Below are 23,837 nucleotides of genomic sequence, written 5' to 3' on the forward strand. Positions count from 1 at the left end.
GCACGTTCCCCAAACATATCACGTCACGTGGATTCCCCTCCACGACACTCTTTTTGAAAGCATTGCGACAACCCCCATTTGTTGCACCCATATTTGCCATAAACAAGACGAGCAGCCCACCGACGGGCTGCTCGTCTTTTTCATGATGCGAACACTTCTTGTTCGATTTGTTTCAATTCATAGAACATGCCACGTTTCGTCATCAATTCCTCATAAGAACCGACCTCGACGATCCGTCCAGCTTCCATGACGATAATCTGATCAAACGTTTCGAGACCCGTCAAACGGTGACTGACAAGAATGAGTGTGCCCCCTCCGGCTTGCTGTAGCAATTCAGAAAAGACATGGGCCTCTGTTCCTGCATCGAGTGCCGATGTCGGTTCATCAAGCAACCAAAGAAGTCCGTTTTTAAGAAGTGCCCGTGCGATGGCGAGGCGCTGACGTTCTCCACCTGACAAGTTTGCCCCTTTCTCCAGGACCGGTTCGTCTAGCGAGAATGACAAACGGACGCGCTCAAGTGCTACGTTCATCGCTTCATCTGTGAAGTCACCGGCTAACGCCAGGTTTTCCCGTACGGTTCCGTAAAAGAAATGATTGTCTTGCAAGACAACACTTGCATGTTGCCAAATAGATGTTTGTTTGACATCGTTCATATTGTAATCATCCAATCGAATCGTGCCGTCTTCCGTCCGAACGAAAGCCATTACCAGTTGAAGTAACGTCGACTTCCCTGACCCGCTCGGTCCGACGATTACCGTCTTCGAACCGCTCGGTATGTGTAACGTTACCTCATCTATCACATCTCGATACGTGTCTGGATAGCGATAGCGAATATGATCAAATGAAATAGACGGTGCGGCCGTAAACGTCACATCATGACGTTTCGCCTCACGCTCCTCAATCGTTTCACTCGGCTCCGTCACTTCAAACAAACGATCTGCTGCTTGCTTACTGTCTGCAAAGTGACCGGGGAACACGGCCATCGGCGTCGTATTCTCAAACGCTGTGAGCGACATCATGATCAGCATTGCCAAGAACAACCCGTTCAGGTCTCCATTTACCACCTGATACGCACCGATGGCCAAGACGCCCCATGAGACGAGTAAGGAAGCGGCAACGACGAGCGCAGAATTAAAGAATTGATTCGTTGTGTCTTTCCGCTCCGCCTCCATGTAACGTTCACTGTACGAATAGACAGCTTGTTTCGTGCGATCGAGTTGGTGATGAAGTTTTAAATCCCGGTATCCGAACAACATCTCTGTCAATTGAATCGACACATCTCCGCGCAATCCACGAATCGTCTCATCGTGACGGGCGCGGATTCGTGCAAAGCCGAGCGGGATCAAGAACCCCGTGATGAGTACACCAAACAAGATCCATAGACTGACCGCAAACGAGTAAAAGGTAACAAAGAAGATGGTGCTCAAAAAGACGAGTACGAGAATGATTGGCGGATAAAACACGCGAAGAAAGTAGTTTTGAAGACTCTCGACGTCCCCAACGACGCGTGCGAGCAAATCCCCACTCCGATATTTCGCAAAGATGGACGGAACGAGCGGCTCTAACTGACGATAGAACCGGACGCGCAACTCACTCAAAATCGTAAACGTTGCTCGGTGCGATGCGAGACGTTCCCGATAACGGCTTCCTGCCCGGATGACACCGAACAGTTTAATCAAGACGACGGGTACCATCAACGCATACAGGGGCGGGACGAGCCCGGCGCGTGATACGAGATAGCCACTTGCCGCGAAGAGGGCGACCGCCGCAATCCCTGCTGCATATCCAAAGAAGATGGAGAGGAGGATGTCTTTCTTTTCGCGCATCATCCATTTTGTAATCGTCCAAAGCGAGTTCATCGGCTCACCCCTTTCTGAAGTGCAAACAACTCCGCATACTCTGGGACAGCGAGTAACACTTCATGCGTCCCTTCTGCGATTCGCTTCCCATCATCCATGAACCAAATCGTGTCTGCCTCTTTGATTGTATGCAGACGATGCGCAACCGTGATTAACGTTGCACCTTTTGACAGCTCTTCAATCGAGCGTCTGACAATCCGCTCTGTTTTCAAATCGAGACCGGTCGTCGGTTCATCAAACAATAAAATACCAGGTCGCTTAAAGAAAGCACGTGCGAGTGCAAGGCGCTGCCGTTCCCCACCGGATAGTCCAAATCCACCTTCTCCGAGTTCTGTCCAGATCCCGTTCGGCAACTGGTCAATCACCTCGGATAGTCCAGCTGCCTCGGTTGCTTCGAGTAACGCATGTTCGTCAGCCACCTCACCTAAGGCAATGTTTTCGGCGAGTGTCCCGGCGAACAGATACGGATTTTGAGAGATATATGCAATATTTCCATACCAGGTAGATTCGTCATACGTATGCAAAGGTTCACCATCTACGAGAACACGACCTGATTTCACCTGCAAAAGTCCTGAAATCACGTTGAGGACAGTCGTCTTCCCGGAACCGCTCGCACCAACTAACGCGAGGTGGGTGCCCGACGAGATGCGACCACTCAATGGCTGAAGGGAAAAGCGTCCACCAGCGTACTCAAACGATACCTCTTCAAGCTCAAGATCCGGCTTCCGTGAACCAAGCGACTTCGTCCCCCACTGAATGCGATCATCCGGAGCGTCTAATACGTCAAAGATCCGGTCTGCTGCGCCCATACTGCCACGTCCCGTATGAAAGGCGCTGCCCAGGTCTTTGATGGCCAAGTAATACTCTGGCGCCAACACAAGAATCAAGAAGCCAGAGAAGAACGTCAAGTTCTCCCAAACGACCATCTGTAGCGCGACTTCCAGTGCCACGACACCGGTACTGAGCATCGAAATGAATTCCAGCATAAGGCCAGATAAGAATGCCGTCTTTAAGACGACCATCGTCGCATCCCGAAAGTCGAGACTGCTCTTCTCAATCGCTTTCGCTTCCTGTTCGGTCCGGTTGTAGAGTTTAAGTGTCGTCAAACCCTGTAAGACATCCAAAAACTTTCCGGAAAATTGATTCATCTTCTCCATCTGTTCCTCAGATTTTTTCTGTGTCGCAATCCCAATGATAATAAAGAACAAAGGGATAAACGGTGCCGTCACCATCATGATGACACCTGAAATCCAATGTTGGCTGAAGACGACAACCAAAATCAGAAGCGGGATAATCGAGGTTTGAATCACTTGTGGCCAATATTGACTGAAGTAGGCGTCAACCTCGTCAACAGCATCCATGAACACACTGACCTTCTTCCCAGATTGTCCCGTCAAAGAGGACTCGACCGGGCTCGTGGCATAGCGATCTAGCAATTGCAGACGTAACGCCCGTTTCGCTTTTTCCGATAAACTCGCCCCGATTCGCCCGGAGACGTATCCAAAAAGTGCTCGTGCCAATAGGGCGACGACGAGCCAAAGTAACGCCGGAATGACGGCTTCAAATGATTCATCTTTTAAAAAGATTCGGTCGACAATGTCGACGATTAAATACGCTTGCGCCAAAATCGATAGTCCAATCATGACCGCAGACAATACCAGTCCAATGATGTGACCTCGCTCGGCGAACGCAAGGGCTTGCAGTCGTTTCACTGCATTCATCCTTTCTCTATTCACAATCCGATTGCTTTGTGAGATTCATCACTAATTATACAATATGCTACGTCTTGAAGCGAACGCTCCGCTCGTTCCGACATGTAAAAGACGCCCTCTCCCGAGCGGCGTCAATCGAAGTCTTGATCAAAATATTCAGGATGCTCAATCACAAGTTGGTGCGCGTCCATTCGAAGCACGTCTTCTTTGCGAAGCTTCGCTAAAATCGTAGAAACCGTCTCCCGGGAAGTTCCGGATAGACGAGATAGTTCCATCGCCGTGAACGGACAGCGGACACGTACCCCCTGCTCGTCCGGCTCCCCTAAATCTTCAATCAAAAAATGGATGGTATTGAGTACACGTTCTTTCGCGCTCGGGGTAATAATTTCTTGGACACGTCGTTCATGTAAATCTAAAATACGATTCATCTGTCCGATGATATAGAGCAGCATGTTCGACTGTGTGGACACAAACCGCTCGAATCGTTCGGTCGGGATGTAGATGACTTCAATATCCGTCACCGCTTCAGCCGTATGACGGTAGTCTTCCTCCGTGAATAAACCGTTGTACGGGAAGAACTGTTTGGGTTTCACATAGTCCGCATACTGATGCGTCGCATGCTCGTTCATCCGTTCGAGTCTGATGTATCCATTCATTAAGAAATACACGCGCTCTCGCGGGTCTCCTTCCATGAATAGGAGTTGTCCTTTTCGATACGTTCGGCAATAGACGTATGGGACGAGCTGTTCAAGCGCTCGACTCGAACAGTTCGCAAACAGTGTCAACTGCCGTAAATCATCAATCGTCCACTTGTGTCGCATCTGTATTCCCTCATTTCTAGTTAAATCCCCCTACCTTAAGTATAAAATGATTTGAAATGATAACGCTTTCAAAATCCGACAGTTTTCTGACATGACAAAAGGGGGTCTCCCCCCTTATTTTAGTCCAACATCAGTTCTAATAACGCGTCTTGCAAATCTCGATCGAGTTCTAACGCATGGAGGTCAAACAGCCATGCTTCGAGACGTGTCTTCGTTGTCGCCATCTGGTACAACCGATCTTTCAAATCATAGGCGATTTCTGCTCGGTCTAAGAATCGATAGAGACGGTCAAGTCGATGAGCGTTCTGCGTCACATTGGCAGGGAGCGCCACCGTCTGCTCTTGCTTCAATTCACCGATTGGAATGTGTAGCGTCTGCGTCTCAGCGTCGTAGTCTCCTTCCCCGACAACACCTCGGACCAAAATGGTCAATGTCCGCTTCGCTGGAACGAGGGTCAAGTCTCCTGACATCTCGATGAGAAGCGTCCGCGCTTCCCAGTCGAGCGTGAACGTCGTTTCAAGCGAGGCACCCGTCTCATAATCGCGGCTTTCTCCGTCATCTTCATACATCGTGAACGTGTTCGAGGCACCTGGAAAGACGAGTACTTCTAGCTCGCTCGGGTTCCCCGTCTCATTCTCATGCGGTTTATGTGGCATGAGCGGAACGATGGCACCCGCTTTGGCGAAGACTGGTTGTTCATCAAGACCGCGGAATACACGAATCGACTTGTCGCCTTCGTAACGATGTCCTGTGAAGAAATCGAACCATTCTCCTTTTGGTAGCCAGACATTCGTTCCGGCGACGTGGAGCTTCCGGTCCATCGGTGTGATGATTGGGGACACAATGAGTTCACTGCCAAAATAAAATTGATTCGGTACCTGATAAGCCGCTTCGTCATCGGGATGTTCGATATACATCGGTAACACGAGTGGTAGCGCATCGGCATGGTTACGATAATTCATCGTATATAGATAAGGGATGAGTTCGTGACGTAAGCGTAAGAATCGCTTCATCGACTGTTCGGCTTCGATTCCGAAACGCCAAGGCTCTTTCCCGTTAAATGTGCTGAACGTCGAGTGGAGACGCATGATTGGACTGAACACCCCATATGCGACCCAACGCGCAGCGAGTTCATCATCTTTTTCCCCGCGATGATGCCCTCCGATGTCGTGACTCCACCACCCGTAGCCGATGTTTGTCGCTGTCGCTGTAAAATACGGCTGGAAGGCGAGCGATGCCCACGAGATGATTGTATCTCCTGAGAATCCGACCGGGTAACGGTGGCTCCCTGGTCCGGCGTAACGAGAAAAAATGAGCGGGCGTTTGCCGTCACGGGCGATATCAATGGCATGATAATGATTTAGCATCCATAACGGGTCGAGTCCTTCCATCTTCGAGGTCGACCCTTGTTGCCAGTCGATCCACCAAAAATCAACGCCGTCTGCCTCATGTGGATGGTGCATTTGTTCGAAGTACGCTTGAATGAATCGTTTGTCCGAAAAATCGAACGGGATTCGGTCCCCCGATTCCGGATCGACGCCCATAGCCTCGGCCATCGCCACGTACTGATCTTCAAACGCACGGACACCGTCCGCGGGATGCAGGTTCAACGTTACCATCATTCCCTCATCCTTTAACCAGTTGAGGAAACGTTTCGGTTCGGGAAACAAGTTTTTGTTCCACGAATAGCCCGTCCATCCACTCCCGTACTCTTCGGGGATGTCCGTCACGTGCCAGTCCATATCGATGACACTGACCGAGAACGGGACATCTTCTGACTTGAAACGGCGCATTAACGTCTTATACTCTTTTTCGTCGTATCGCCAGTACCGGCTCCACCAGTTCCCGAGCGCTTTACGAGGAAGCATCGGTGTCGGACCCGTCAACGTGTAAAAGTCTCGAAGTGCCTGTTTATAGTCATGGCCATATCCAAAGTAGTAAATGTCATGAATTCCTTTTCGTCTCGGCTCGACGAAGCGATCATCAGTCATCAAAAATGAGGATGAATCATCAATGATCGCATACCCTTGTTTGGAGAGGATCCCTTCTTCTAATTCCGTCGCCCCGTCCACATGGTCGAGCGTCCGCGCCGTCCCTTTCAGTGTCCGCTCCGGACCGTTGAACATGTAGCGGCTATAATACGTACTAAAGTTCCCTTTCACGTCCACATAGAGCGTGTTCGGTGCGAACGGACCTTTCGTATAATACAAATGAACATGTTCTGTGATGATTTGGAGCTCTGTCTCATCTTCAATCACTCGGAATTGTGGAACGTCAAATTCCCGATTCCACGCCACTTGGGTGGCACGGTCTTCAAAAATTCCGTCTTCCGCGTATTCCATCCGAATCAACTGACTCGTCAAAACGGTGAATCGATAACAGCTTCCTTGCACGATTGCCTCTTCCCTTGCTTTTGGTCTCATCCACGACTCATATACATGATTTTCTTCGAATAGGCGCATACACTCGAGCGATTCCGCTCTCCGTCACTTCCTTCCTGAAATTAGCGCAAACGTTTACACTGAATATGATAGCAATCTCATTTTTGGCATACAACATTCCTTCCCCTTGAATCCGGGCAGAAAACAAAAAAAGTCGCAAACGCTTCACGTCTGCGACACATTCTTATTGTTGGAGCGATGGAGCCAGGCGGACACGTGTGCCCGCTTCCCCGTCAATGGCTGCTAAAGCCTGATCGAGCGACGTGATGATGGCGACACGGTTCGTACCGGATTCGGCAAACTGAAGCGCCGCTCTTACTTTCGGCAACATACTACCTGGTGCAAACTGCCCTTCAGCGATATAGGTCTCCATCTGTTCTTTCGACGTTTCTTGAAGTGCCATCTCATCTGGCTGCCCAAAATTGACATACACATGTTCGACAGCCGTCAAAATGAGTAACACATCTGCGTTGACGAGGTCAGCCAGTTTTGCAGCCGCGAAATCTTTATCAATCACTGCCTCGATGCCGACGTATCCATCCGCTGTCTCCATAACCGGAATGCCACCGCCACCGGAAGCGACAACGATGTGCCCAGCTTCAACGAGTGTTCGAATGACGGTGTGTTCGGCGATTTTCATAGGGATCGGACTCGGGACGACACGACGATATCCCCGTCCTGCGTCTTCTTTGAAGACATAACCCGTCGTCCGTTCGAGATGAAGTGCCTCGTCTTCCGTATAAAATGGACCGATTGGCTTAGTCGGATGATGAAACGCACTATCGTTCGGATCGACAATGCTTCGTGTCACGAGCGAGGCCACATGCTGTTCAAGGCCACGTGCACGCAGTGCTTTGGTCAATGCGTTTTCAAACCAGTATCCAATCATCCCTTGCGTCATCGCACCACAGACATCAAGCGGCATCGCTGGTGTGGCTGGACTGTCTGATGCGGCTTGTTGCAACATCAGGTTTCCAACTTGCGGACCGTTACCATGCGTGATGATGACCTCGACTCCTTCAGCGATGAGTGCAGCGAGAGATTCCGCCGTTGCCTCAACTGCCTGTATTTGTGCTTCGGCTGTCGCATCTTTGCCTTGCTGAATCGCATTCCCGCCTAAGGCGATGACCACACGTTTTTTCTCCATATCCATACCCCCGATCAAATGACTGAGATATTACCCGATAGTATGCGTACGACTGCGAAGATGGCCAGTGCGGTCAACACACCGGCGACCATCCATTCCGTTTTAGTGAGTGACTTGATGCCATTTTCACGTTGTGCCTTCATGTAGAGAAGGGTTCCCGGTGCATATAAAAGTGTAGTGAGAAGTAAATAATCGATTCCAGCGGCGTATATGAGCCATAGTCCATAAACGGAAGCGACCAATCCAATCGCTAAATCGCGTGTTTTTCGTTCACCGGAACTGTATCCGATTCCGTTCTTCGCCACTTTCACTTGGTAAAAGGCCGAGAACACGTATGGGATCAAAATCGCACTCGAAGCGAGAGAAAAGGCAAAGTTATATGCGGCATCTGAAATCAAGAATGTGAAGAGGAAGAGCTGAATCAACCCATTCGTTAGCCAAAGGGCATTGACAGGAGCTTGATTTTGATTCTCTTTCGTGAACCATTTCGGGAAGACTCCATCTTTGGCGGCAACGAATGGGATTTCTGCCGCTAACAGCGTCCAACCGAGCCATGCGCCAAGGACAGAGATGACGAGTCCCCCGTTGATGAGCATCGCACCCCACGGACCGACGGCCGACTCGAGCAAATATGCCATCGCTGGTTGCGAGGCGTTCGCTACATTTTCGGGAGTCATGAGACCGAGCGACATGATAGAAATGAGCAAATAAATGACGAGCGTTCCAAGTAGCCCAATAACGGTTGCTTTCCCGACGTCCGAACGTTTCCGAGCACGGCCAGATAGCACGACGGCCCCTTCCACACCGATAAAGACCCAAAGTGTCACGAGCATCGTCGAAACGACTTGGTCACGAACACTTCCCCATGAGAAGCCGCCTTGTCCCCAAAAATCGAAGGTGAAGTTTTCGAGATTAAAGAAGAACAAGGTAATCGTAATGAATGCAAAAATTGGGACGAGCTTGGCAATCGTCGTGACGATGTTGATCATCGATGCCTCATGTACCCCACGTAAGATGAGTGTATGCACGAGCCAAAGCATAATCGATGCGCCAATAATCGACGCGATATTCTGTCCCCCTTCAAAAATCGGGAAGAAATAACCGACCGAACTGAACAGCAGTGTGGCATACGCCACGTTTCCAAGCCAGGCAGACAACCAATATCCCCATGCCGAGTTAAATCCGACGAACGATCCAAAACCTGCCCGTGCATAGCTGTATACGCCACCATCGAGATCTGGACGACGCATCGTCAAATTTTGAAAACTGAGACCGAGCGCGATAATCCCGATTCCCGTGATGACCCAACCAATAAGAATGGCACCCGCATTCGCACCTTGCGCCAAATCGGCAGCCAAGTTAAAGGCGCCACCGCCAATCATCGACCCGACGACAAGTGCCGTCAACGCTCCGAGACCTAACCGCTTATCTTTCTTTTCAGGATGTACTCCAGCCGAACCACCTGAGTCATGCTCCAACTTCGTAGACATTCTACTCATCCCTTTCGCTTATTTTGAAGCAGGAGGGGAAACCCCCTCCTCGTCAACGATCAAGCCATTCGCGTGTCTCCGTGAGCGTCGCTGCCATCACCGCCTTGATGGTATGCATCCGGTTTTCTGCCTCATCAAATACGAACGAATGACGGCTACGGAATACTTCGTCGGTCACTTCCATTTCAGTCAACCCATATTGCTCATGAATCGCCCGCCCGACCTCCGTTTCTAAGTCGTGGAATGCCGGAAGGCAATGTAAGAACATGATGTCCGGATTGCCACTCTTTTGAAGCATGTCCATGTTCACTTGATACGGTCGCAACAGTTCGATTCGTTCTGCGAACGCCGCTTCCTCGCCCATCGATACCCAGACATCGGTGTAAACGACGTCGGCTTGGTCCATCGCTTCCTCAATGCTCTCTGTCAAGGTGATCACAGCCCCTGTTTCAACGGCGACCGACTTCGCATAGTTCACGATCTCGTCAGATGGCCAGAGCGATTTCGGCGCACAGATTCGCATATCCATCCCAACTTTTGCACCACCGATCAACAACGTGTTTCCCATGTTGTTCCGTCCGTCACCTACGTACACAAATTTAATTCCGGCAAGTTCTCCTTTTTGCTCTTTTACCGTCAAAAAGTCGGCCAAGATTTGGGTTGGATGATACAAGTCGGTCAAACCGTTCCACACCGGTACGCCGGCGTCTTTTGCAAGACCTTCGACCGTCTCATGAGCGAAGCCACGGAACTGAATGCCATCAAACATGCGTCCAAGAACGATCGCGGTATCACGTACCGATTCCTTCTTCCCGAATTGAATATCATTCTTGCCTAAATATTCAGGGTGCATCCCTAAATCGATGGCAGCGACAGTGAACGCACAACGCGTCCGTGTCGATGGTTTTTCAAAGAGTAAGGCAATGTTTTTACCTTCACAAATCCGATGTGGAACACCTTGTTTTTTCTGACGTTTGAATGCAGCAGACAAGTCGATCAAGTAGTTGATTTCTTCACCCGAAAACTCGTTTAGCGATAAAAAATGACGACCTTTCAAATCAAAATTGAACGTTGTAGACATACTGCTTCCTCCTTATCACATTTAGATGTCTTGGCGGATAATCGGACAGCTCATGCAACGTGGACCCCCACGGCCGCGCGATAGTTCACTCGACATGATTTCGATTACTTCGACGCCTTCTTTACGAAGTAACTCATTCGAGACATAGTTTCGGTCATACGTGACCACGACACCCGGCGCGATGGCGAGCGTGTTCGATCCATCATTCCACTGTTCGCGGGCTGCCGCAATCGGATCCCCACCGCCACAAGGGATCAACGTCGCCTCTTGTAAGCCGAGGACATCTTTTAACACCTTCAACAAATCCGAGTGCTGAGCAATCTGAAGTTCACCTTCCGTGTTTAGCGTGAGCTCGAAAATGTTCATCTTCCCTTCCGGTCCTTGAATGAACGGATGGATGGTAAATTTATCATGATCGACCATCGTGAAGACGGTATCAAGATGCATGAAGGCGCGTGATTTTGGAATTTCGATGGCGATGACTTTTTTGAAGCTGTCTCCATGCTTGAGTAGGTTGAGGGCGACACGCTCGATGCCTTGCGCGGTCGTTCGTTCCGAGATGCCGATGGCGACGACTTCTTTCGACAAGACGAGTTCGTCTCCCCCTTCCATCGCAAACCGATAATCACGGTCCGACCAGATGGGAACATCATGTTTCGCAAAGCGTGGGTGATAGCGCATAATGTATTGCGTGAAGAGCGATTCACGGCGACGTGCCGGTTCTTTCATGCGGTTGATGGAGAGTCCGTGACCGATTGCAGCGGCCGGGTCTCGTGTAAAGTAGAGGTTTGGCATTGGATCCAAAAAGAAGGGGTACGTATCTTCAATCATTTCATGCAGATGTCGGCGTTTTTCTGGCTTGATTTCCGATTTCCGGATACCGGCCATCACCGTCTCAATCAACATTTCGTTATCAAAATCGAGTAAATACTCTTTTAATGTTTCGTAAGAACCGTTGATATTTGATTTGGACTCCGATAAGATATCCGCGACAAACTTTTCGCGCACACCAGGGAGTGATAACGTTTCGGCCATTAGTTTTTCGAGGTAAAGGACTTCCACACCACGATTTTGAAGCGCACTCGCAAAATAATCGTGCTCTTTTTGAATGACCGGCAAATGGGGAATATCATCGAACAAGAGGCGCTCTAAATATTCTGGAGTAAGGTTCTCTAACTCCCGGCCCGGTCGCTTCAGTAATACCGTTTTTAATTCTCCAATTTCTGAATACACATGAATCGGATGTTTCAGCGTCGTATCTTGTGAAATCGGTTGATTCGTCATTGAGATCATCTCGCTTCCTCCTTGTGATTCGGGTGTGTGACTACCCTTACCTTATCACTTTACCAAATTTGCGAATGTCTAATCCGACAGTTCATCTGTTGTCGATTCCGCATTGATATGAATAAATGTTCACTCATGTGAATGAACAAACAATGCTCTAGAAATCAGGACGATGGCAAAGGGAAATAAGATGTATGGCTGATGTATAGCATCGCCCTAAAAAATGTAGAAAACTTTTTTTATTCACCGTAAATGAAATTGAAAATGTGAGAGATCAGGATGTGAGCATATGAAAATTGAAGAAACGGAATACAACGAACATGAAGCAGCGCTTCGTACATTGATTCAAAAGGGAGACCCGGTCGATTTTCAAGACCTTTTTCTCTCTCTCCACCCGGGTGAACAGGCGGATCATTTTATCGAACTGACTCAACATGAGCGGTCGTTCGTGTATCGAACCATCTCCCCTGAGGTATTCACCGATCTATTTGAAAAACTGACGTTAGAAGAGCAATGTACATTCATCCAAGAAACACCCCAACCGTATGCCGTCCGAATCTTGAATGAAATGTATTCGGACAACGCGGCCGACTTGATGCGGGAACTACCCGATGCGTTCATGGACACGCTATTTGAGCAGATGGATGATATCGAGGAACAAGAAGTCAAAGACTTGATGCAATATCCGGAGGAAACGGCTGGATCGCTCATGACGACCGAGTTCGTCGTCCTTCAAGCTGATAAGACGGTCGGACTGACCCTTGAAGAGTTGCGTGAACTCGGACCAGATGCCGAAACGATTTATTACCTATATGTGGTCGACCAAGCGCACCAACTGGTTGGTGTTGTCTCCTTACGTGATTTGATTGTCGCACCGCTCGAGGCGAAAATTGAAGACATCATGGGGTTCCGCGTCATTTCGGCAAACGTCATGACCGACCAGGAAGACTTGGCCAGGATTGTCCAGAAGTACGATTTGTTGGCCCTTCCCGTTATCGATGATCAGCAAAAGCTACTTGGCATCATCACGGTCGATGATGTATTAGACGTCATCGAGCGCGAAACGACAGAAGACTTTGAAGAACTCTCCGCGACGAAAGGTTCGTCTGATATCAACATGAGTCCGCTTGAAGCAGCGAAAAAACGTGCCCCTTGGATTGTCAGCCTCATGTTTCTCGGCATGATTACAGCTTCGACGATTGGCGGTTTCGAAGACACCCTTGAGACGATTGTGCTACTCGCCGTCTTCATGCCACTTGTCATGGGCTCTGCCGGGAACGCAGCCACGCAATCACTCGTCGTCGCTGTGCGCTCAATTGCACTCGGGACCATCAATCGAAAGAACGTTATGAAGATGATTCGACGCGAACTCGGAACCGGCATCATCTTAGGGATTGCGTGTATGATTGTCATTTTTGGCGTCATCACGCTGCTATACGACAATATGCTGATCGGCTTCATTGTCGGGGTTTCTATCTTCGCCGCACTCAGTGTCGCCACGATGATTGGAACGATTGTCCCGCTTCTCATCAATCGCCTGAAGTTAGACCCCGCTGTTGCCTCTGGACCGTTTATCACGACGCTGATGGACAACCTCGGTCTCATCATCTACTTCACGGTCGCGACGTCCATGCTCCAGTTTTTATGACATTTGAAAAAAATCCGATTATAAAAGCGGTGCTGATGTTGTCAGCGCCGCTTTTACTCGTCATGTTGTTGAGACTCCTCAAACAAACGCACTTCATTTTCATTAAAAGCCCTGATTTCCTCATCCGTCATCACTTCGTTTCTTTCTTCCACATAAGGATTGTCTTTCAATGATGTCTCTAGCTTGCTCAAGTCAGCACTGAGCCCGCTTTCTTGATAAAGGTTAGGTTTTCCTACCGAAGTCAGTGTCCCCGTCCGATTCACTCTGAAATGTCCCAGTTGTAGACCGACAATCCGATATGCATTCTCCATCACGGGTCCTTCATATCTTTGTAAATACAGCAAAACGGTCTCGTCTCGTTTGACGAGCGGGTCTTCTTCCATATCATTTTGTAAAAGGGTGATCGTATCGGCTGACTTCAGTTGACCATTCACGTCTCGATAGACACGCTGCACTTGAATGTGTGATTCAAAGAATGTGACCGATTGATGTGTAAACGGTTTGGGAGCACTGCTCACTTTGCCGACGATGACAATCGGCGAGCTTGTAGCTAAATCGTCTATGTGTCGGAAGCTTTCGGTCACAGCCAAATCACTCGTGTTTTCTTCTTTCAGCATTTCGCTAAACATGATATAACCTGCTATCACTACAACAGATAACATTCCAATCATCCACTTCTTCACGAGGTCCCTCCCATCGGTCCATCCATCCTCATCGATTTTCTACTCTCGTACGACAAGTACGCAATCGTCCCCACGTTCATGGTTTCTGTATGATTCGATCAAAACAATAGGACTACCTTCTTATAATTTAGGGTATTTCCTAAAAATACATATAAAACATAAGTAAGGAATGAGGGGATTTCATGACATTTCAACAAGTACTCTACATACTCGTGACCGGCGCCCTGTTCATGGCGCTCGTCGCTTACGTCTCGTATCGCATGACGAGAGGAAAAGTCGAAAGCGCCGACGATTACTTCTTGGCTGGTCGCGGTTTAACGGGTGTCTTCATCGCGGGATCGCTCCTGTTGACCAACTTGTCAGCGGAACAATTGATTGGCTTAAATGGCCAATCGTTCGCCGGCAACATGTCAGCGATGGCATGGGAAGTGACGGCCGGTATCGCTGCCATCATCATGGCGCTCTTTTTGTTGCCACGTTTTCTTGGCATCGGAATTTCGACCATTCCTGAATTTTTAAGTCAACGCTATGACGAGGACGTTCGTCGATTGACTGTCTTGTTATTTCTACTCGGCTATATGTGCGTGACGATTCCATCGATGCTGTACTCGGGTGGATTAGCCGTCCTGCAACTGTTCGATGTGCCGGCCCTTCTCGGCATCAGCTTTGAGCAGTCCCTTTGGCTCGTCGTTTGGTTCATTGGGATTATCGGGGCGATTTATGCCATCTTCGGAGGTCTTCGTGCCGTTGCCGTATCGGACACGTTGAACGGGATCGGACTCATCATCATTGGATTCCTCGTTCCGACACTAGGCTTTCTCGCACTAGGGGACGGGAATTTATTGGACGGGATGAAGACGATTGCGACGACGAATCCCGAAAAGTTGAACGCCATCGGTTCCGCTAACGACTCGGTCCCGTTTCTCTCCATTTTCACCGGAATGATTTTTGCGAACTTGTTCTATTGGGCACTGAATCAATACGTGATTCAACGGGCCCTCGGTGCAAAAAACTTAGCGGAAGGACAAAAAGGCGTTCTCTTTACCGGCTACTTGAAATTACTCGTTCCAATCTTCATGTTGTTACCTGGCGTCATCGCGTTTCACTTGTACGGGTCGAACGTCGAGAAGGCAGACCTCGCTTATCCGAGTTTGATTGCCGAGCTGTTACCGATGTGGCTCATGGGCTTTTTCCTCGCCGTCTTGCTCGGTGCCGTATTCAGCTCGTTCAACTCGCTCTTGAATAGTATCGCGACGCTCTTCGTACTCGACATTTACAAACCGAAGTTTAAACCGGATGCTTCTGACCAAGATTTGATTCGCGTCAGCAAATGGTTCGGGACGTTCGTTGCACTCGTCTCGTTCTTTGTCGCCCCGAATCTTATGTATGCGCCAGATGGCTTGTGGGACTTGATTCGTCGCTTCACCGGTTTCTTCAACATCCCGATTCTCGTCATCGTTTTAATCGGGATGCTTGTTAAACGTGTGCCGCCAATCGCCGCGAAGACCGTCGTCTTTTTCCACGTCATCGCTTACTATTTCCTCGTATGGGGGACGAAACAATGGTTCGGCGTCGAAATCGGCATCAACTTTATCCATATTTACGGAATCCTCTTCGTCATCGAGACGGGGATCATGCTCGTATTTGCGCGTGTGCGACCAATGCTTCAAGCGAATCCGATCCGAATCGAACTAGGGAGAGTCAAACCATGGCGTCATGCCCTTTCGACATCCATTTTGCTCGTCGCTTCGATGATTTTCGTTTACCTTGTCTTCTCGCCAATCGGACTCGCTTATGCGAACGGCATCGTTTCCGGATGGTTTGCTCCACTGACAGTGGGACTTGTCGTCATAACGTCCGGGCTCATCTGGGCATCTTACCGCTATGGTATTTCTCGTTATGAACGCTATCTAAACAATTTGGGTGAAGAGCCGTCCGATGTAAAAGAACAAAGCAGCTAAACCAATAGACCTCCTTGAACTTACACGTCAAGGAGGTCTACTTTTTGTTGTCGCTTCCGTTCATACATGGCATCGTCCGCACGTTGCCAAAGCGCCTCAATCGTTTCCGGACATGATGCCCACGCCAACCCGATGGCGACAGAAATCGATTCTTTTTGACAAGCTGCTTCGATTTGAAGAACCATTCGTTCACATGCGTCGCGGGGCATCATCTCTAGAAACAAGACGAACTCATCTCCCCCTAAACGATACACGGATGATTCAATTCCCTGAAGAATCATCCCGACCCGTTTCAACAAATCGTCACCAGCAGAATGTCCTTCCATGTCGTTTACGACTTTCAAATCGTTCACATCCAGCACGATGATTCCGACGTTACACGCATTTTCTGCTTGACCGGTGTCTTCAAACGCCCGACGATTGAAGACACCGGTCAAGCTATCGTGGCGACTTTCATACATGAGACGTTCACGCTCGGTCATGGCTGCTTCGATGTTCCGAATCACACCTTGAACTGCTACGATTTCACCATTCTCATAGATTGGCGTCGTATATTCCTCGAACCATACGTAAGCGCCGTCATTCGTGCGCCATCGTTGAAGAATCGCTTCTTCATAATTGACGCGTCCCGCCACTTTATCGAGTAATAGTCGCCGATCGTCCGGGTGGATTCTCCGAAAACACTCTTGTGCATCTGAATAACTTTGCATCACCGTCCCGTCTCCGAGATATAAATCTAAAGAAGGACTGATGTATCGGAAACGCCACGTCGGTTTCGTTTCAAAAATGTAAATGACATCTTTCGTTTGATTCCCGAAATGCATAAACGAAAGAGACTGTGAATGTGGCTGTGGACGTTTATATAGCCACAAGGCAATTAAAAATCCAACGAGTATCCCCCAGAAGAATAACGTCATTGAATCCACTTCCTCTCTGTTCGCCCATATCGTACCACGTTCGAGGTCAGACACCTGTCTCAATTCCTGTTATTTGGTAAATGTTTTTTTGAAAATTGAGTAAATTTTAGAGAGATTGTGATGGACATGATATAGTCGAATTATTGAATCACTCAATACATGGAGGTTTCTCATGCCACATTTCACACATCCATCGATTGACGAGACATTTTCGGGTGTCTATTTGCTCACCAATCGAAACGGATCAATCCACCAGTCTTACGGCTATGCGAATCGCTCAGAACAGATTCAACATGACGTGATGACACGGTTCGGAATTGCGTCCGGTTGCAAGCTGTTTACAGCAATCGCGATTTGCCAGTTAGTCGAGCAAGGGAAACTATCCTTTTCCACCTCGCTTGACTCATTTCAAACATTTGCCTTAACTCATCTGTCACCAAACGTCACCGTACATCAGTTGTTGACGCACACATCAGGAATCCCTGACTATTTTGATGAATCCGTCTCTGATGACTTTGAAGCGCTATGGCGTGATATCCCGATGTATCGGCTTCAACAGTTACGTGATTTTTTACCGTTGTTTCAACAAAAATCTATGAAAGACGAACCGGGTTCTCGATTCTCCTACAATAATGCAGGATATATTCTGTTAGGGTTGATTGTAGAAGATGTGACCGGGCAATCTTTCACCGACTATGTCGAACAATCGATTTTTCATCCTGCTGGTATGATTGATTCTGGATACTTTTCACTCGATGCCTTGCCTTCTAGAACAGCACTCGGTTATATTGACCACTCGGACGGCACATGGCGTACAAACCAATATGCGATTCCAATCAAAGGAGGAGCAGATGGTGGCGCGTATGTGACCGCTCAAGACATGACTAAATTTTGGAAATCGCTGTTTTCACATCAGCTTCTTGATACCGCTTCTACGTCGCTTCTTTTGACACCACACGTGACGGTTAATGACCGCGGCGGGAGTTATGGATACGGACTTTGGATTCAACATCACGCATCGGGAGATGTCTATAAATATCACGTGATGGGCTATGACCCTGGTGTCAGTTTCCATTCTGGTTACTATCCAGAAATCGATACCATCTCGGTCATTTGTTCAAATCAATCAGATGGGGCGTTCGACGTCATGAAACAGATTGAAATGCAGATTGGAGAACGGATTGAATGAACATTCGTACTTATATGGAATCAGACTTTGACTCGATTCAACAACTTAATCGCGATGAAGGTTGGAGCCAATTGGTAGAACGTGACGCGTTGACCCGTGAGGCATGGCGTCAATCAAACGTCACCTATGTGATGGAGTCTGAAAATGGAAAGATTGTCGCTTATTTGCGCGGATTGACTGATACGACAGTCAGTTTGTATGTTTGTGAACTGTTGGTCGCTTCTACATATCGTAGACGTGGTCTTGGCGAACAGTTACTCCAACACGTCCATACACTTTATCCAGACACACGGCTTGAGATGCTCGCAAGTCAAAATTCCCACACATATTACGAGAAATTACGGTTTCGTCCGTTCTACGGTTTTCGGAAAACGATTCACGAATAGGAGGAATGTATATGAAACTTGCTCTCATCACAGGCGCATCGCGTGGTCTCGGCCGTTCCATCGCTCAGGAACTACAAGCTAGAGATTACGAGGTGGTCGGGCTCTCTCGCTCACAGGCGGAAGACGTTACGTATCAGCAACGATCAGTCGACCTATCAAACGTCTCGGGGATTGATGCAGTCATTCGGGAGATCACACCGTTTCTAGAGCGGGCTGATTCGGTTTTGCTCGTTCAAAATGCAGCATGGATTGAACCGATTCATCGTGTCGGACAATTAGATGGTGAGAAAGTGACCGCTCATGTCCACGCCAACCTGCTTGCGCCGATGCTATTGGCGAATGCGGTCCTCGCTTTCGGTAAGCCGACCGATTTGATTCATGTGACCTCTGGCGCGGCCAAACGTCCGATCTCAGGTTGGAGCGCATATTGTGGCACGAAAGCAGGACTCGATCATTTCACGGAGACGCTTGCACTAGAGCTAGAAGGAACCTCACATCGTGCAGCTCTATTCAATCCAGGTGTGATGGATACGTCGATGCAGGCGGAGATTCGTTCTTCCTCGAAAGAGGCGTTCGCTGACCTTGAACAATTCCGTGCATACGAAACAGAAGGACGACTCCGTTCTCCTGAAACGGTCGCTCGTATATTTGCTGAACAGTTGATTGACCGTCCTCTAGAAAATGGCAAGACCTATTCGATTTACGACTTAATCAAATAATTTACCAGGTCAAAAAAAGAAACACCCTTCTCTCGTCAAACCGTCTACACTACATGCATAGATACGTGAAAGGGTGAATTTTATGAAAACCATTGCTGGAGGATTACTGCTATTTGGACTGTTTAGCCTCACAATGTCGTTCACAATGATTGGTGATACCGCTGTCGTCGGGGCGATGGTGAGTGGTGTTTCAATTTTATGTAGTGTCGGATTATTATTTGGGGCGACTGAACTCAGCCGAATCCGTCACGACCTGCTCCACGACAAAAAAACGTCTTTCCCATCTGAATGAGGGAAAGACGTTTTTGATTCAATCTTCTTCGTATTCCTCTAATAAATCATCAACATCATATTCTTCGAAGTCGTCTTCATCGATAAAGATATCGCGATCGTTCACGACGTGAATCGGACCATTGGCCACATCGATTCGAATCGTCCACGCCCAAGGAATGCGTAATCGGTTATAAACACCTGTCCAGAACTCCATTGACTCTTGCTCATACTGTTCAAATTCTGTCAGAAGTTCTTTGAACGACACGCCTGTTAACTGGAAGTTTGAATCTTGGAGCCGTTGGAGCGCATGATGCTTCGCTTCTAATTCGGCCGCTCGAACCATTTCCTCAGCTGTCGCCATCTCCAGGATCGTCCCGTCTGGTGGGAGAATATCGTATACGTTGAACAATTCGCCTTCTTCTACTTCTACATCGTCAAACTCATAGTCATCGTGCCGCATACTACATTCCTCCTTACGCAATTTGAATCCCCTTTATTGTACCACTCTCTACCCGTTTCCCCCTAAAGATTCGTGCATATATTTCATTTTGCCAGGGAAAGACTGTTAGAGTGAGGACATCTATAGGAAAAGAGGTTAAGCAGATGAATGAATCATTCCAAGCACTCGTGCTAGACCAACACGAGGAACGCCTTCATGCCGAAGTAAAAGAAGTGAACGCCGACGTCCTTCCGAAAGAAGAGGATGGAAACGTCTTAGTCGAAGTCCACTATTCCGCATTGAATTATAAAGACGCGCTCGGATTGACGACTTCAGGAAAAATCGTCAATCGCTATCCGTTCATTCCGGGATGCGAATTCGTTGGAACTGTCGTCGAATCAGACCACCTCGACATCAAAGTTGGCGATGAGGTGATTGCCACTGGTTTCGGGATTGGGGAACGGCATTTCGGTGGATTTAGCCAGTATGCGCAAGTACCGGGGAAATGGCTCGTGAAGTTACCTAAAGGAATGAGCATGCGAGATGCAATCGCCATCGGAACACCAGGACTCACCGCCATGCTTTCCATTGATGCACTCGAACACGCTGGTGTGCGTCCAGGCGAAGAAGTGCTCGTCACAGGAGCGACAGGTGGTGTCGGAAGCTTCGCGATTACGTTGCTTCGTCGCCTCGGCTACCATGTCGTCGCCTCCACTGGTAAAACAGATTCACCATACTTACGCTCACTCGGTGTCGAGACGATCATCGATCGAAGCGAATTAGAAGGACCTGCCCGTCCCCTTGCCAAGCAACGCTTCGATGCCGCTATCGATTCGGTCGGTGGAAATACACTCGCCAACATCTTGAGCCAGATACGATATGAAGGTGCTGTCGCCGCATGCGGTCTCGTCGGAGGCGCCGAGTTGCCGACGAGCGTTTATCCGTTTATTTTACGCGGCGTGAAGCTCATCGGCATCGATTCGGTCATGCAACCCATGGTTCGTCGTACGAACGCATGGGAACGCCTCGAAGAACTCATCGATCCGAAAGTTCTCAACGAGATGATCCATGAGATTCCGTTACACGACGTCCCTCGTCACGCCGAGGCGATGATGCGTGGCGAATTGAGCGGTCGTACCGTCGTCCGCCTTCGCTAAGCACATGAAAAGAGGCTGAATCACTCACGATTCAGCCTCTTTCCTCTCTATTCTCCATGGTGTGAAATCAGATGGTGAATCCGGCAGGTGCGTCTTTCACGACAACGAGTACCTTCCCTTGATCTAACTTTTCTTCGAGACGCTCTGATTCTTCTTTTGTGAAGCCGAGCTCCTGAAAATCGGCTCGCAGTTCATCTCCTTTTTTGCGGAACACGTTTTTGGCAGCTGTCCCCAAACCGACGTCACTTGCTGAGACGGTGTTCGCATCGGCATTGTCCGCGACACGCTTACTTCGATCATCGTCATGTGTGATGACGTAGATGTTAGATTCATCAATCCCATTTGTTTTCATCGATTGAACGGCGGTAACGACTTCTTCATCATTTGTAAATTCTTTGTACAAAACTGACATGTCTATTCTCCTCCTTCAATTCTACTACATTATTAGTTATTACCTTCCTTCCTGTTCTTCACACATTAAAAAACGATGACAAACGTCATCGTTTTGTTAAACGGCAGGTTCCTGCCCTTTTCGCTTTTTCAATTCTTCTAATAAAATGTTCGATTCATTGAATGGAATCGACTGGCGACCAATCCGTTCGATGTGGTCATGTCCTTTCCCGACGACCACGACACGCTTTCCTTCTAACGCTTGCGTGGCCGCATGGCGCAGGGCTTCTTCCCTTGCTTCAAACGTCACATACTTCACATCCGGTTGGATTCCTTTTACTAAGTCACGAATGATTTGTTTCGGGTCTTCCATGCGGATATCATGTACCGTGACAATCACCTCGTTTGAATAGCGGCTTGCGATTCGTCCCATATCTTGACGTTTCGTGGGATCTCGGTCTCCTGCCGCACTTAACACGACGACAAGTGCACGGTCGTCTTGTTGCAATGTAGACAAACATTTCTCTAGCCCGTCTGGTGTATGAGCATAGTCGATATATATCTCGGCATCCTCTGTAGCTAAACGTTCTAACCGCCCTTTTGGCAAGGTGAGTCCTGGAACATTTGAAACGATGGTCCGTAGCGCCATATCCGAAGTCGACACAAGTCCAATGGCCGCCGCTAAGTTCGCTGCGTTGAACGCCCCCATGAATCGGACGGGCACTTCGAGCTTGAACTCCTTCATACTGACGAGTACCGTTTCTTCACGCCAAATCACTTGGATGTCCGCCTCGATGTCCTCTTTTGTACTATACATAATGGCTTGACGTGTCGGCGCAAACTCAGCCATGACATGACTAGCCGGATCTTCCGCATTTAACACAATCGCCTCACCATTCGTCACTTCCACTTGTTCAAACAATCGCGCTTTGGCCCGGGCATACTCATCCATCGAACGATGATAGTCTAAATGATCATGCGTCAAATTCGTAAACGCAGCAGCATGAAAGTGTATTCCCGCTACGCGACCTTCCATTAAGGCATGCGATGATACCTCGAGTACGCAATCCGTGACGCCTGCATCGACCATCTCTGCTAATATGCGATGTAAGACGACGGCTTCTGGTGTCGTATTGGCTGTCTCAACCGTTTGATTATGAAAACGCGCGCCAATCGTACTAACGATTCCGGCACGACGTCCTGAAAGACGCAACAAATCATAAGTCAATGTCGCCGTCGTAGTTTTTCCATTCGTTCCTGTCACACCGTATATACGCATCCGATGAGAGGGATGATCATAAAATACACTCGCAACCTCTCCTGCCGTCTGTTTCGTATCGGCAACAACCACATTCGGAACATCGAGATCGAGTGGATATTCTGAGATGACCGCACTCGCACCGTTGGCGACGGCGTCCTCCGCGAACTTATGACCGTCAACCGTATAACCGCGAATGCAAATAAAGACATTCCCTGAACTGACCTTCCTGGAATCGGTTTCGACTCCGGTCACCCATGGATCAAAAATGTCATCCATCTCATTTTGTAAAATGGCGGATAAACGTTTCGTTCTCATGCTGTGTACGTCCTTTCTCATGGGTGTCGCTAGGTTCATAAAACCTTATCGTCATGTTACTAGATTTTAACGGCAATTGAGATGACAAATATATTACTTCCCGTTTTCAAAGAAAAGCAATCACTTCACAAAAAAAACCTAGACGTTGCACTCACGTACTAGGTTCCTCCATTTTGAATGCTAAATTGTATTTTAGTAGCTCCGCCTCAAGGACAAAAAGGGCATTCGGTCCGATTCCATGCCAACTCGCAACCTCACGGCGTGTATAGGGACACAATTCATGCAGAGACTCGATTCCTTTAGCGACTAGTGCCCTTTTAGCTGGCGCTGCTAACGTTGGTAAGGCAATCATCCAATCTCCGCCTTTCGCTTTCTAAATCGTCCGTTGATGGGAAGACAGGCAAGAACTTGCTCGATTCGAAACGTTCGTCTCGCTTGTTTATTCAAATCCCATGCCACCACGTACTCTCCTTGCACTTTAATCAGTTTGACCCGCCGCTCTGAAAATGTCCCATGTCGATCGACATACACCATTTCTGTGACTTGTCCCGAACGCATCCATCGTAACAATTCTTCTCTCATCCTGTTTTCCCTCCTTTATTTTCATTATACAGAACATTTGTTCCTATTTCTATTGATAAGCTGTTCGCTGATTCAAATTTCG

At 48.5% G+C, this 23,837-nt stretch carries 22 protein-coding genes; 7 read left to right on the top strand and 15 right to left on the bottom strand.

The window, feature by feature from the left end; all coding sequences use genetic code 11:
* Positions 1 to 140: 140 nt before the first annotated feature.
* The 8 genes from cydC to arcA all read right to left on the bottom strand — a co-directional run bounded on the left by cydC (position 141) and on the right by arcA (position 11,802).
* Positions 141 to 1,859, bottom strand: coding sequence for a thiol reductant ABC exporter subunit CydC (gene cydC / locus KNO78_RS09990; RefSeq protein ID WP_214690382.1), 1,719 nt, complete (start codon positions 1,857 to 1,859; stop codon positions 141 to 143).
* Positions 1,856 to 3,580, bottom strand: coding sequence for a thiol reductant ABC exporter subunit CydD (cydD, locus tag KNO78_RS09995; protein WP_196431354.1), 1,725 nt, complete (start codon positions 3,578 to 3,580; stop codon positions 1,856 to 1,858). The genes cydC and cydD overlap by 4 nt, the downstream gene beginning before the upstream one ends.
* A 122-nt stretch (positions 3,581 to 3,702) precedes the next feature.
* Positions 3,703 to 4,392, bottom strand: a complete 690-nt coding sequence (locus KNO78_RS10000; protein WP_196431355.1) for a Crp/Fnr family transcriptional regulator — start codon at positions 4,390 to 4,392, stop codon at positions 3,703 to 3,705.
* Positions 4,393 to 4,511: 119 nt separating this feature from the next.
* A complete protein-coding gene (locus KNO78_RS10005; RefSeq protein ID WP_230872848.1) occupies positions 4,512 to 6,815 on the bottom strand; it encodes a glycoside hydrolase family 31 protein in 2,304 nt (767 codons plus the stop codon).
* Between the two features lie 202 nt (positions 6,816 to 7,017).
* Entirely contained in the window at positions 7,018 to 7,980 is a 963-nt protein-coding gene (gene arcC, locus KNO78_RS10010) for a carbamate kinase (RefSeq protein WP_196431357.1), read from the bottom strand.
* A 14-nt stretch (positions 7,981 to 7,994) separates the two neighbouring features.
* Positions 7,995 to 9,470 carry an arginine-ornithine antiporter gene (gene arcD, locus KNO78_RS10015; protein ID WP_012727520.1) on the bottom strand — a complete coding sequence of 492 codons (1,476 nt, stop codon included), beginning with the start codon at positions 9,468 to 9,470 and terminating at the stop codon, positions 7,995 to 7,997.
* 52 nt (positions 9,471 to 9,522) lie between these two features.
* Complete coding sequence (argF, locus tag KNO78_RS10020; protein WP_196431358.1) at positions 9,523 to 10,551, bottom strand: ornithine carbamoyltransferase; 1,029 nt, start codon at positions 10,549 to 10,551, stop codon at positions 9,523 to 9,525.
* Between the two features lie 21 nt (positions 10,552 to 10,572).
* Positions 10,573 to 11,802: an arginine deiminase gene (gene arcA / locus KNO78_RS10025; protein WP_196431869.1), complete on the bottom strand. Its 1,230-nt coding sequence runs from the start codon at positions 11,800 to 11,802 to the stop codon at positions 10,573 to 10,575.
* A gap of 322 nt (positions 11,803 to 12,124) precedes the next feature.
* Between arcA and mgtE the strand changes: the two genes are divergently transcribed.
* Positions 12,125 to 13,483 (top strand): magnesium transporter, encoded by a 1,359-nt coding sequence (gene mgtE, locus KNO78_RS10030; RefSeq protein WP_196431359.1) that lies wholly within the window; start codon positions 12,125 to 12,127, stop codon positions 13,481 to 13,483.
* Positions 13,484 to 13,536: 53 nt separating this feature from the next.
* On the opposite strand, the gene KNO78_RS10035 is transcribed toward mgtE, so the two are convergent.
* Positions 13,537 to 14,166 (bottom strand): hypothetical protein, encoded by a 630-nt coding sequence (locus tag KNO78_RS10035; RefSeq protein WP_196431360.1) that lies wholly within the window; start codon positions 14,164 to 14,166, stop codon positions 13,537 to 13,539.
* Between the two features lie 182 nt (positions 14,167 to 14,348).
* Between KNO78_RS10035 and KNO78_RS10040 the strand changes: the two genes are divergently transcribed.
* Positions 14,349 to 16,127: a solute:sodium symporter family transporter gene (locus tag KNO78_RS10040; RefSeq protein WP_196431361.1), complete on the top strand. Its 1,779-nt coding sequence runs from the start codon at positions 14,349 to 14,351 to the stop codon at positions 16,125 to 16,127.
* Between the two features lie 20 nt (positions 16,128 to 16,147).
* On the opposite strand, the gene KNO78_RS10045 is transcribed toward KNO78_RS10040, so the two are convergent.
* A complete protein-coding gene (locus KNO78_RS10045) occupies positions 16,148 to 17,098 on the bottom strand; it encodes a GGDEF domain-containing protein (protein WP_214690381.1) in 951 nt (316 codons plus the stop codon).
* Between the two features lie 118 nt (positions 17,099 to 17,216).
* Between KNO78_RS10045 and KNO78_RS10050 the strand changes: the two genes are divergently transcribed.
* The 4 genes from KNO78_RS10050 to KNO78_RS10065 all read left to right on the top strand — a co-directional run bounded on the left by KNO78_RS10050 (position 17,217) and on the right by KNO78_RS10065 (position 19,630).
* Positions 17,217 to 18,233 carry a serine hydrolase domain-containing protein gene (locus tag KNO78_RS10050; protein ID WP_196431363.1) on the top strand — a complete coding sequence of 339 codons (1,017 nt, stop codon included), beginning with the start codon at positions 17,217 to 17,219 and terminating at the stop codon, positions 18,231 to 18,233.
* Entirely contained in the window at positions 18,230 to 18,619 is a 390-nt protein-coding gene (locus KNO78_RS10055; protein ID WP_074035497.1) for a GNAT family N-acetyltransferase, read from the top strand. The genes KNO78_RS10050 and KNO78_RS10055 overlap by 4 nt, the downstream gene beginning before the upstream one ends.
* A gap of 11 nt (positions 18,620 to 18,630) precedes the next feature.
* The gene (locus KNO78_RS10060; protein ID WP_214690380.1) at positions 18,631 to 19,338 is read left to right on the top strand and encodes an SDR family NAD(P)-dependent oxidoreductase; all 708 of its coding nucleotides are present in this window, start codon (positions 18,631 to 18,633) and stop codon (positions 19,336 to 19,338) included.
* A gap of 82 nt (positions 19,339 to 19,420) precedes the next feature.
* Complete coding sequence (locus KNO78_RS10065) at positions 19,421 to 19,630, top strand: hypothetical protein (protein WP_012727529.1); 210 nt, start codon at positions 19,421 to 19,423, stop codon at positions 19,628 to 19,630.
* A gap of 18 nt (positions 19,631 to 19,648) precedes the next feature.
* Here the strand turns inward: KNO78_RS10065 and KNO78_RS10070 are convergent, their stop codons facing one another.
* Positions 19,649 to 20,071, bottom strand: coding sequence for a hypothetical protein (locus KNO78_RS10070; protein WP_012727530.1), 423 nt, complete (start codon positions 20,069 to 20,071; stop codon positions 19,649 to 19,651).
* A gap of 143 nt (positions 20,072 to 20,214) precedes the next feature.
* Between KNO78_RS10070 and KNO78_RS10075 the strand changes: the two genes are divergently transcribed.
* Positions 20,215 to 21,207: an MDR family oxidoreductase gene (locus KNO78_RS10075; protein ID WP_159563073.1), complete on the top strand. Its 993-nt coding sequence runs from the start codon at positions 20,215 to 20,217 to the stop codon at positions 21,205 to 21,207.
* A 67-nt stretch (positions 21,208 to 21,274) separates the two neighbouring features.
* Here the strand turns inward: KNO78_RS10075 and KNO78_RS10080 are convergent, their stop codons facing one another.
* The 4 genes from KNO78_RS10080 to KNO78_RS10095 form a co-directional block, all read right to left on the bottom strand.
* A complete protein-coding gene (locus tag KNO78_RS10080; RefSeq protein WP_012727532.1) occupies positions 21,275 to 21,619 on the bottom strand; it encodes a YflT domain-containing protein in 345 nt (114 codons plus the stop codon).
* Between the two features lie 96 nt (positions 21,620 to 21,715).
* Positions 21,716 to 23,173 (bottom strand): UDP-N-acetylmuramoyl-L-alanyl-D-glutamate--2,6-diaminopimelate ligase, encoded by a 1,458-nt coding sequence (locus KNO78_RS10085; protein WP_196431365.1) that lies wholly within the window; start codon positions 23,171 to 23,173, stop codon positions 21,716 to 21,718.
* Between the two features lie 151 nt (positions 23,174 to 23,324).
* Entirely contained in the window at positions 23,325 to 23,525 is a 201-nt protein-coding gene (locus KNO78_RS10090) for a helix-hairpin-helix domain-containing protein (RefSeq protein ID WP_047794766.1), read from the bottom strand.
* Positions 23,522 to 23,755: a WYL domain-containing protein gene (locus tag KNO78_RS10095; RefSeq protein WP_074035487.1), complete on the bottom strand. Its 234-nt coding sequence runs from the start codon at positions 23,753 to 23,755 to the stop codon at positions 23,522 to 23,524. Before KNO78_RS10095 ends, KNO78_RS10090 begins: the two co-directional genes overlap by 4 nt.
* Positions 23,756 to 23,837 lie beyond the last annotated feature (82 nt).

Source organism: Exiguobacterium sp. s132 (assembly GCF_018617235.1).
GTDB classification, from domain to species: Bacteria; Bacillota; Bacilli; order Exiguobacteriales; family Exiguobacteriaceae; genus Exiguobacterium; species Exiguobacterium profundum.